At 38.5% G+C, this 7,738-nt stretch carries 10 protein-coding genes; 7 read left to right on the top strand and 3 right to left on the bottom strand.

All coding sequences use genetic code 11. From position 1 onward, the window contains the following. A partial coding sequence (locus tag Q7P05_RS04315; protein WP_303930703.1) for a helix-turn-helix domain-containing protein occupies positions 1-245 on the bottom strand: 245 nt, incomplete at its 3' end. Further along, entirely contained in the window at positions 226-618 is a 393-nt protein-coding gene (locus Q7P05_RS04310; RefSeq protein WP_369680426.1) for a type II toxin-antitoxin system RelE/ParE family toxin, read from the bottom strand. The genes Q7P05_RS04310 and Q7P05_RS04315, both read right to left, overlap by 20 nt. 407 nt (positions 619-1,025) lie before the next feature. On the opposite strand from Q7P05_RS04310, the gene Q7P05_RS04305 reads away from it, so the two are divergent. The 5 genes from Q7P05_RS04305 to Q7P05_RS04285 all read left to right on the top strand — a co-directional run bounded on the left by Q7P05_RS04305 (position 1,026) and on the right by Q7P05_RS04285 (position 5,300). Next, a complete protein-coding gene (locus tag Q7P05_RS04305) occupies positions 1,026-1,397 on the top strand; it encodes a CGGC domain-containing protein (protein WP_227283736.1) in 372 nt (123 codons plus the stop codon). Positions 1,398-1,570: 173 nt separating this feature from the next. Then, entirely contained in the window at positions 1,571-2,860 is a 1,290-nt protein-coding gene (locus Q7P05_RS04300; protein ID WP_303930701.1) for a M48 family metallopeptidase, read from the top strand. Between the two features lie 420 nt (positions 2,861-3,280). Next, on the top strand, positions 3,281-4,597 hold the full coding sequence (locus Q7P05_RS04295) for a pyridoxal phosphate-dependent aminotransferase (protein WP_303930699.1): 1,317 nt from the start codon (positions 3,281-3,283) through the stop codon (positions 4,595-4,597). A gap of 132 nt (positions 4,598-4,729) precedes the next feature. Then, positions 4,730-4,999: a type II toxin-antitoxin system Phd/YefM family antitoxin gene (locus Q7P05_RS04290; RefSeq protein WP_039969464.1), complete on the top strand. Its 270-nt coding sequence runs from the start codon at positions 4,730-4,732 to the stop codon at positions 4,997-4,999. After that, a complete protein-coding gene (locus Q7P05_RS04285) occupies positions 4,983-5,300 on the top strand; it encodes a type II toxin-antitoxin system RelE/ParE family toxin (protein WP_303930697.1) in 318 nt (105 codons plus the stop codon). Before Q7P05_RS04290 ends, Q7P05_RS04285 begins: the two co-directional genes overlap by 17 nt. Before the next feature lie 79 nt (positions 5,301-5,379). On the opposite strand, the gene Q7P05_RS04280 is transcribed toward Q7P05_RS04285, so the two are convergent. Continuing rightward, complete coding sequence (locus Q7P05_RS04280; protein ID WP_303930695.1) at positions 5,380-5,850, bottom strand: helix-turn-helix transcriptional regulator; 471 nt, start codon at positions 5,848-5,850, stop codon at positions 5,380-5,382. A gap of 389 nt (positions 5,851-6,239) precedes the next feature. On the opposite strand from Q7P05_RS04280, the gene Q7P05_RS04275 reads away from it, so the two are divergent. Further along, entirely contained in the window at positions 6,240-7,547 is a 1,308-nt protein-coding gene (locus tag Q7P05_RS04275) for an FAD-dependent oxidoreductase (RefSeq protein ID WP_303930693.1), read from the top strand. Continuing rightward, positions 7,544-7,738 (top strand): ferredoxin family protein (locus Q7P05_RS04270; RefSeq protein ID WP_303930691.1); only part of this gene is annotated, 195 nt, incomplete at its 3' end. The genes Q7P05_RS04275 and Q7P05_RS04270, both read left to right, overlap by 4 nt.

Genomic DNA, 7,738 nt, shown 5'->3' with positions numbered 1-7,738 from the left:
AAAGCAAATGCAATTTTACACATAGTGCTTAAACTTGTATTGGCACCTTGTTCTATTCTCGCAATTGTGGATTGAGGGACACCAGATTTTTCCGCTAAATCACGTTGTGTTAGTCCTGCAGCCTTTCGTGCTTTTAAAACAGCTACCGCATTTTCTAGTCTAGCCTGTTCCTCATAATATCCTTCTCTAAATTTTGGATCTTTTAATTGTTCTTTCAGAAAATCGTCAAATTTTATGGTTGGCATATTGTTCCTCCTCGTATTCTGCTTTAATTGCTTTTGCATGTTGAATTTCTCTTACGGGCGTTTTTTGCGTTTTCTTAGTAAATCCATGAGTTATGATATATCTATTATTATCTTTATGAAAGTACAATACACGTTGTATATTACTTGATATCTTAGATCGTATTTCATAAATTTCATAGTCTAACTTTTTTACAAGTTCTAGTTGAAAGGCTATAATCATGCCTTCTCTTTCTATCATTTCAATAGTAGCCATTAATTTTCTACGATCTTTATAAGGCAGTGTATTATAAAACTCTAGAAATTCATTATGTCCATTAGGTCTTGTATAGAACTCAAACTTAGGTTTCTCCATCCCAATCCTTCTTTCTTCCATGATAGCATATATGCGTTCAAACCTCAATTTTATAGATACTGTTTATCTGAATTCTTACCTTAACTATATAGATAAGAAGGCAATATTTTGTAGCTCAAAGATGTAATGAGTAGATTATTTTACTCTTGTAATCACTATTCAAATCTTATGGTCGTTAAGTATCTTTCAAGGTCTATGAAAAGAAGAAATCAAGTTGTATCATTTATTGTTATAAACAATGGTCTAGTAATTTAAATACCTTTATTTAACCATTTACTGGAGAGATATAAAACTAGCAGTATTTAATTAATATTAAATTACGATATCTTTACTTATATATTTATCATTATCTTATGTGCTTTAAGATACATCATTTCTCAATACATATGTTATACTAAAGTTCAAACTATACTTTAATAGGAGGTTTTATGTCTAAAAAAATTGCAGTTCTCGTCAATGAGGATACAATGCAGCGCTGTTCTTGTGGCGGTTGTTTAAAAGCATTTATGAATAAAGCAGATTCCTTTGAGCGTTATGCAGACGAGGATATTGAGTTGGTCGGTTTCACGCACAGTGGTGGCGATCTAGCTAAGAAGATTGAGTCTTTCAAGAAAAAAGGTGTTACTACCGTCCATCTTTCTACGTGTACACGTGGTAAGAATGAAAATTATGAAAGCATCGCAGAGCAGTGTGCAGAAGCGGGCTTTGATGTAGTTGGCTATACGCATGGTGGTGCTATTTCTAAAGATGGTAAAGAAGCGGTTGTACTTTCAGCTAAACCAGTAACATCAGATCAATAGTCAGCAATGTTTGAATGATCAATAATCCGTTGGAAAATCTTAGGATAAATGAATGATTGTTCCATTATTCATTCTATATTTACCATGAAGAGATACTATATACATAGTGTGTAAATCTAGTGTGATAATTTGTTTTATTACTATATGGTTAATCAATTCGAGAGGTTGAGAGAATGAACAAGAAACTTACAGCAGCTACGTTATCTGTAGCTATGGCAGCGACAATGGCGCCTGCTATTATGCAAACAGCACCTGTGAATGCTGCATCTAGTGCAGTACAAACATTGGCTGGTGGCGCTGTTGCCATGGCTTATGTATCCACTGCTTTAAATAAAATGGATAATTCTGAACAAGGTCAACAAGAAAGCTTGGCGCGTACTAAGGAGAAAACAGGTTACTTAAACGATAGTGCAGCGCAAGCGCGCGTACAACGCATCTTGAAAACATTAGAGGCATCTCCTAGCGTAAAACGTTCTTACGTTGTCTATGCAAACCCTGATACAGAGTTTAATGCCTTTGCAACGCTTGGTCGCGTTATGTCTGTTAATAAAGGTGCTTTGGATACCCTTGATGATGATCAACTGGCCTATGTAATGGCCCATGAAATTGCTCATGGTGAGCATAAAGATATTATCAATGGCGCTAGAAAGCAAATCGGCCTATCTACAGCTGTAGGTATTGCAGCTGGTGGTAGCGAAGGGGCCGCGTTATTATCTAACGTAGCGGGCAACTACTTGTCTAACCAAGTATTTACAATGAGCCAAGAAAAAGCAGCCGATGAACTAGGATTCAAGATTTTAAGCGAATCTCCATACAATGTGGGCGGTGCAGCTGGTTCTATGGCGGTATTACGCAACAAGGTTGGGGAGCACTATCGTGAAGGACTTTCACAAGTAGTGGCACCTAATAACCATCCTAAGTTGTCTGATCGGGTAAATAATAATATTTCCCGCATGTACACATACTCTGGAAATCATGTAAATGTGTCTAATGGCGCTGTTTACGTCAACGGTGACAATATCTATAGCCCAGCAGGCAGTGGCCGCTATACAGGGGAAGAACGGGCGTATTACATGGCTGGTAAATTGGCACGGTTGTACCATAACAACCAAATCGCACCAGGTTCTGCATCCTATAGTGGTGGCACTGTAACTGTAGCAGGCCAATCCATCGTATCTACGCCAAGCTCTGACATAGCATTGCAAGTGGCGACAAACCTTAATAATGCTTTTGTAAAACCAGCAGGTGCGGCAGTTAATGCTAAAAACCCTGTGAAAGTGAAACAAGAGAAACCCAAAAAGGTAAAACAAGAAAAGGCTAAACCTGTGAAAGCAGAACAAGCTAAACCGGCTAAAGGTAAAGAAGTAAAACCTGTTACTAAGGCTTCTACAACAAAACATACAGCTAAAGCTACAAAGAATACGAACACAAACGATCATGGACGTAAAACAATCGACAGATAATTTGATGATTTAATTGTTGATGTAGCATAAAAGACCGAGTTCAGATAGGCTCGGTCTTTTCTTTATATACGTAATATATTTTCTACTGTATACTTAATATAAACATTCTTTAAATCGTAAGTTGCAGATGAGAGAGGGAGCTTATGAATCAATACTGGCTAAAACCTATCACATTGGACGAGGCATTTACTTTATGACACAAATGGTATATGAGCGATAAGAACATAAGTCTGTGTTATAAAACTATAGATTTTCTATAGTAAAAGCACTATAATATTAAGTATCTATATATATCAATATATTAGTACTTTATCTTTGTAAAGAACAGAACTACCGCATGTATGTAGTGGTTTTGTTACTTTTACAGTTAATATAGCCTCCCTATCGAGGCAGTTTCTTTTTTAGAGGAGTTGGATCTGAATGAAACAACCAGAATTGTCGCCGTATATGATGGCTCGAAAGCCATCTGGCATTCGCCTAGGACAAATTAAATTCTTGGAACGTAAGAACCCACCAATTTTGGTGAATGGTTCTATTGGTAATGTAATGCGTCCTATGCATCCCGCCATGCAGCGTCGGTTGTTCGATTTGGGCGGTGTGGATAGCCCGTTCCATACAGGCATTGTACCGTATGTACCAACGACAGGTACCGATGAATGCCGCGAAGCATTCCTTCACATTTTGCGCAGCCAAGGCTTTGATACAACAGGCCTTAATGTACTCGTAACAGATGGTGCATCTATGGCGATGGAAATCATCATGCTTGGCGTATGTGGTGGTGCTGGCGAAGAGGAACGCCCTCTTTTAATGTTCAACCCATCTTATACAAACTATGATGCGGTAGGTCTTCGCATTGGCCGTAAAACAGTTACTGTTGAGCGTGAACTTAATGAAAACGGCGAATTTGAATTGCCATCTGTTGAAACCGTAGAACAACGTATCATTGATACAAAACCAGGTGCGTTGCTCATCATTCCTTACGATAACCCTACAGGTCAATTATTCAGTAAAGAAACATTGATTGAATATACAAAATTATGTGTTAAACATAATTTGTGGATTATCTCTGACGAAGCCTATCGCGAATTGGCTTACGAAAAAGGTAAGGAAACATCTAGTATTTGGGCGTTAACCAATAAGGATGTTCCTGGCATTGAAGGCCGTCGTATCAGCCTTGAAACAGCTAGTAAGGTATGGAACGCTTGTGGCCTACGCATTGGCGCTATCATTACGGATAACAAATTGTGCTATGAAAAATCTGTAGCCGAATATACAGCGAACCTTAGTGCTAATACATTAGGTCAATATATCTTTGGTGCTTTGGCTCATGAAAGCTATGCAGAGCTTCATAACTGGTATGAACAACAACGTGATTACTACCGTCAAATGATCTTTGAACTTCACGAAGGATTCAAAGCGGTCGAACCTGATTTCATCGTATCTCGTCCAGAAGCGTCTATTTACTTTGTTATCGACGTACGGAAGGTAGCGAAACCGGGCTTTGATGGTGTAGAATTTGCCTCTTGGTGTGCTGAACACGGTGCTATTAGTCTTGATGATGGTAAAGAATACACACTCCTCATGGCTCCACTCAATGGTTTCTATAGCGGTAAAAAAGGTGAAGATAATCCAGGCAGAACACAATTACGCGTATCCTTCTGTGAAAACCCAGACCTATTGCGCTTGGCACCTGAATTATTATCTAAACTATTCAGAGCCTATGAAGCACAACGATAGAAGAAGTATAATTCTAATATAATAGATGCCCTCCTGTTGGAGGGCATTTTTAGTTGAACTATTGATTGCCATAATATTGTTAGTAAAATTAATAAAATAATGATAGAATTATGATATAAGGAGGTGTATATATTGATTAATATTAGACCTGTATCAGACTTGCGTAATAAATTTCCTGAAGTTGAAGAAACCGTTATTACAACAAATTCGCCTGTATTTTTAACTAAGAATGGATATGGAACTATGGTGTTAATGAGTATTGAACAATATTCAGCATTAACAGATCCTATTGAGTACGCCTTGGATGAAGCTGATTCTGCAGCAAAAGAAAGTAAAATTCGATACTCTGGTGCCGATGTATTTCGTCGCGTAAGGGAGAGAATCGATGGAGCGGAAATATAAACTTACGATTTTACCATTATTTGAAGAGGAGTTTAATCATATTGTTGATTATATAACTTATGTTCTGCATAATAGAGAAGCCGCTCATCAACTAATTACAGATATTGAGGCTGCTATATACACAAGATTAAGTTGTCCAGAATCTTTTGCCGTATATCCGAGTAAGAAACAACGTGAGTATACATATTATAAAATTATAGTACGCAACTTTTATATCTTTTATGTAGTAATTGAAGATGTAATGGAGGTTCGTCATATTTACTATAATCGGCGAGATTTACAAAATATATTGAATGATTAAAAATAAAAAAGAGCTATAATCGCATGTGTATTATAGCTCTTTTCTTTTTATCCCTAAGTATGGTGAGTGAGGGAGAATGTTATTTCCTGTTTTCATCATGATCGGATCCCTTAGTATTGATTTCGACAGCGAGTTGTTCGCCAGGCATAGAGGATTCCTCTGTTAGGTCTGTCAAAGGATACGAAGTATCTTCTAAGTTTACCGTTTCTAATAATTTGTCGATATCGTCCGATTGGATGGATACCTCTTTGTTATACCATTCGCCGAACTCACGAATTACTTCTTCGTTACGGCGGAAATAGGTATACTGATCAATCTTGCGAGACTCTACGAGTTTCGCATTTTCTAAGATGCTCATAAATGTAGAGATGGAAGATTGAGATACACCACAGCGCTTTTGAATACTCTTAACGCTCACACTGTTAGGGAAATCGATAAGAGTATTAGTGTGTACTTGTACACCGAATTCTTTCTCTGGGTGCTTTAGCCACAATATAATATCTAACCGATGTGGATTTGATAATGCTTTCAAGATTCTTAACGGGTCCATATGGCCTCCTCTGGTAATTCCAAAATAATGAGTGCCTAACCTTGACCGTGGTCTTGCATTATGCGGTCGTATTATACGCGTGTTGCTCCGTATAGGGTTTTTCCTACTTTTATCATACGCTACTTTCACTGTGAAAGCTAGATAAACTTATAAATTTCACGAATTGATGAATTTTGTTGCACCTATTGGTAATGAATAGTATGCAATAGTATAAGCATATAATGAGTATATATACATCCTATAGAGCTATTTACAAGACAATGTTAAATAATATAGAATATATTCATTTTTCTGTGGTAATTTTTAAAGGTATTTTAGTTCTTAATAGAGAAATATATATACTATATGAACTTATGTAAGTCTAAGCTTTGATTAAAGGAGCTGAGTATATGGCAATTGATCGCAATGAAACATTTGACGTTATCGTTGTTGGTGCAGGCCCATCAGGATCTGCGGCGGCGTTACGCCTTGCGGAGCAACGGGTAAAGGTTTTACTCATTGAACGTGGTGTCGCACCAGGCGCTAAAAATATGATGGGTGGACGTATCTACACACATTCTTTAGAACGGTTAGTACCGGACTTTAGAGACCGTGCCCCATTGGAACGTAAGGTGACAAAAGAACGCATTTCTATCGGTGCTGGCAATGAAATGACGACTATTGAGTACAGTTACGAAGATGGTCAACCGAATGAAGAGTCCTACGTAGTATTACGTGCTAAATTCGATAAATGGCTTGCTGAAGAGGCTGAGAAAAAAGGGGCTCTTCTCGTATCCAATGTACAAGTAACAGACCTCATTACTGAAGGAGAAGGCAAAAAACAACGCGTTGTAGGCGTTCGATGCCACGATGATGAAGTGTATGCAAAACTCGTTATCATCGCAGAAGGCTCCAATACATTATTATTAGAAAAGACTGGCCTCACAGCTCCTACAGATCCAAGTACAATGGCAGTAGGTGTAAAAGAGGTATATAAACTTAAGAAAGAAGATCTTGAAAATCGCCTTATGCTGTCTGGTGATGATGGTATGGCATGGCTTACTTTGGGCGATATGACCTCTGGTTTATTGGGGGGCGGCTTTATTTATACAAATAAAGATAGCATTTCCGTGGGCATGGTTGTAGGCCTTGAAGACATCGGTAAAGCCGATCGTTCTGTAGACGATATGCTTTCAGCTTTCACAAGCCATCCAAGAATTGCACCATTGTTGAAAAATGGTCAATTGAAAGAACATAGCGCCCACCTCGTACCTGAAGGGGGCTATAAATCGATGCCTACATTGGGCGGTAATGGTTATATTATCGTTGGTGATGCGGCACGTATGTGTATGAACCTTGGGTATACTATTCGTGGTATGGACCTTGCTATCGAGTCCGGTATGTGCGCAGCAGATGCAGTTAACGTAGCGTTGCGCGACGAAAACATGGATCGCGTAGCTAAATTGTATGAACGTCAAATCAAGAGTTCTTGGTTACTGAAGGACTTGAAGCGTTACAAAAATATGCCTAAATTCCTCGCTACCCATCCGCGTATTTTCAATGAATACCCAGCATTTGTTAACAATTTGATGCGCGACGTATTCACTGTAAACGGTGATGGTGCAGTACCAATGATGAAAAAAATTATGCGCCGTGTCGGAGACATTGGCCTATTTACCTTGATTCGTGATGCTTGGAAAGGGGTGCGTTCCCTATGAAACTAGAAGAGCGTTTGGGCGCCAATAAATATTATGTAGATGAAACGTCTCCTCATATCATTGTGGATGGCGCTGGCTTTAGCCTTGAAGAGAAAATGAAACTCGTAAACGGCTGTCCTGCCGGTCTATATACATTACAAGAGAATGGCGATTTAGCCTTTGATTTCGCTGGTTGCTTAGAGTGCGGTACA

Origin of the sequence: Veillonella dispar (assembly GCF_937975875.1) — a bacterium.
Classification (GTDB): Bacteria; Bacillota; Negativicutes; order Veillonellales; family Veillonellaceae; genus Veillonella; species Veillonella dispar_B.
The sequence above is the reverse complement of the archived record's forward strand: the minus strand, read 5'-3'. Positions and strand labels throughout refer to the sequence as shown.